This is a genomic window from Methanosarcina sp. KYL-1 (genome assembly GCF_024372725.1).
Classification (GTDB): domain Archaea; phylum Halobacteriota; class Methanosarcinia; order Methanosarcinales; family Methanosarcinaceae; genus Methanosarcina.
The window spans coordinates 1-2,344 of sequence record NZ_VOUA01000056.1; the positions used below are offsets into that span (position 1 = coordinate 1).

Here is a 2,344-nt window from a genome sequence, read left to right on the forward strand (position 1 = left end):
ATTGAGATCAAAACATTGAGATCAAAACATTGAGATCAAAACATTGAGATCAAAACATTGAGATCAAAACATTGAGATCAAAACATTGAGATCAAAACATTGAGATCAAAACATTGAGATCAAAACAGCAGGATCAAAACATTGAGATCAAAACAGCAGGATCAAAACATTGAGATCAAAACAGCAGGATCAAAACATTGAGATCAAAACAGCAGGATCAAAACATTGAGATTAAACATTCCTGGCTTTGGATTGATTCCAGCGGTGTAAAAATACACCGCTGGTTACGGCGGGAGGTGTTGCCGCTTTCACTTTAATTTATTTTCTCCGAAAGCCCGATGTAGTAATCTGCCAGTTCGTCTCCCCATTCAATGGCGCTTTTGTTGAAACTCATCAGCTTTCTGTGGTCAAACTCCCCTTCCTTTCCGAAGAGTTTCAACATCACAAATTCATCGGTGACCATGAAGGAAGAAGGTTTTATTTCTCCCCTGTAAATGTAAAGTGAAACATTATTTTCAAGTAGCAGCCTGTGTGTATCTTTAAAGTCATTTTTTAATCTGCCGTATACTTTTTCATCCATAACCAGGTCCATTTTTGCCCCGTTTTTTGCGCAGGTTGCCTGAATTGCAGGACATTCAGGGCAAAAGAATGAGTAAAAGGTCCTGAGTCTCCCTGACCTGAATACTATTTCTTTCAGATCTTTAGGGAATTCGAAAAGGTGCTCCAGGTCGGGCTCATCCACTTTGCATTTTCCAAGCATGTGCATTTTATTTATCAGGTGCTCGGGGATTGGCCTTCTGTCGTGCTTTGACCAGTAGTCGCTGTTATCCTCAAAGACCTGGAGGAGTTCAGTCAGAGGCAGCATTTTTTTAACAATTATTTTTCCTATATCCGAGAGTTCGTAGGTATCTTCGCGCTGGACAATAATGTCCATGTCCTTCAACTTTTTTAGCTGCGGCGTTATTGAAAGTGTGTCGCCGTGAAGTTCATTTTTGATTTCTTCGGCGCTTTTTGGGCCCTCAGCCAGTAAGATAAGAATTCCCTTCCTTTTTTCAGAAAAAAAGATCAAATCTACAAGTCCGCTCATAATATCAACTTCTGACCCTGTGTCCGGGGCAACTCCATAAATTCAACTCCGGAATCTCAACAACAAGTCCGTTTTCTATACTGCAAATTTTTAAGGCTGAATCTGGAACCTGGCATTCCTCTATAATTTTATCCCATTTGATTTTTCTACTTATCTTCCGGGTATACTTACACAGTTGGGACGAAATACTCATCATGTTTTTCTTCTCTCCATTTCCACGAAAAAATTTATTTTGTTTTTAAGGTTTCCAGGGCACCTTCTAATCCCTTTCTCCAGCCCGGTGGCCCTGTTCTCTGGATAAGTTCTGCGGTGCTTTTCAGGATCATCGGGAGTGCAGGTACTTGTCCACATCTTTACCTATCAGGGATTTGAGCAAAAGGTACTGTATTTTTATCTGCCATGGAATTCCGTTAGAATTTCCCACATTTTAAGCCTGTGAAGAATTCTCTCCGGGGGTTGATTAAATACTAAACCCTTTTTATATTTATTCACTTTAAAAAAAATTAGTATTTTCTATAAAAAAGTGATTCTGGTCCTTTCCCTTGCTGTGGGGCAGGTGTCCGTTAATCCCGCAGCGCCCCCGGTCCTGCCCTGTAAATGATGGCAGAATGGGCACTGCAGTTTCATCTAAATGTGTTCCGGGCTTTGTGATACGGCCCTTTTACCGGTAAAATCAATTGCCCGGCTTGAAGGCAGTGCATCTATCCCGGAACTTTTTGGGGTTAGGCACCCCGTTTTCTACCCGGCGTTCGAGGTGGCAGGGCATCTCCTGTCCCGGGGATTCCCCGGAATTTTCGATACTGTTTCCGATCCAGGTAAAATGGAATGCCCGGACCGGATTAATGCCGTATCTATCCCGGGGGGCTCTGGTCCGGGACCGGACGTTCCGGGGCATTTCGGGGCTGTAGACTTTCTTCTTCCCGGGCACTTAAAATGGCAAGCTTATACCTTTCCGGGAAGGCGTTGCAGGTCTAACTCACTATCTGGGGGATATGATAACAATGCCATGATAGATGAATTTCAGGCATTGTCATCAGCGTGATTGATTTTTTTAATTTTTTTCGGATTTCCGTTTTCTGATTTATTCCTGATTTCCGTTTTCTGATTTATTCCTGATTTCCGTTTTCTGATTTATTCCTGATTTCCGTTTTCTGATTTTTTTTCCGGCTTTTTCCGCGTACTCATTTTTCATTTTCTGGGGACTATCTCGTCTACCCTGAGTACGTTCCTTGCGGTTTCTGTTCCCGCTATTATGGC

Annotated in this window: 3 protein-coding genes; all 3 read right to left on the reverse strand. The window is 42.3% G+C overall.

Features of this window, described 5'->3' with window-relative positions; all coding sequences use genetic code 11:
- Positions 1-313: 313 nt before the first annotated feature.
- Positions 314-1,087, reverse strand: a complete 774-nt coding sequence (locus FTO70_RS17815) for a winged helix-turn-helix domain-containing protein (protein ID WP_255337116.1) — start codon at positions 1,085-1,087, stop codon at positions 314-316.
- A 192-nt stretch (positions 1,088-1,279) separates the two neighbouring features.
- Positions 1,280-1,438, reverse strand: a complete 159-nt coding sequence (locus FTO70_RS17820; RefSeq protein WP_255337117.1) for a hypothetical protein — start codon at positions 1,436-1,438, stop codon at positions 1,280-1,282.
- Between the two features lie 322 nt (positions 1,439-1,760).
- Complete coding sequence (locus FTO70_RS17825; protein WP_255337118.1) at positions 1,761-2,015, reverse strand: hypothetical protein; 255 nt, start codon at positions 2,013-2,015, stop codon at positions 1,761-1,763.
- Positions 2,016-2,344 lie beyond the last annotated feature (329 nt).

Coding starts and splice junctions, on each gene's coding strand:
- FTO70_RS17815 (WP_255337116.1), bottom strand. CDS start 1,087: ATGAGCGGACTTGTAGATTTGATCTTTTTTTCTGAAAAAAGGAAGGGA.
- FTO70_RS17820 (WP_255337117.1), bottom strand. CDS start 1,438: ATGTGGACAAGTACCTGCACTCCCGATGATCCTGAAAAGCACCGCAGA.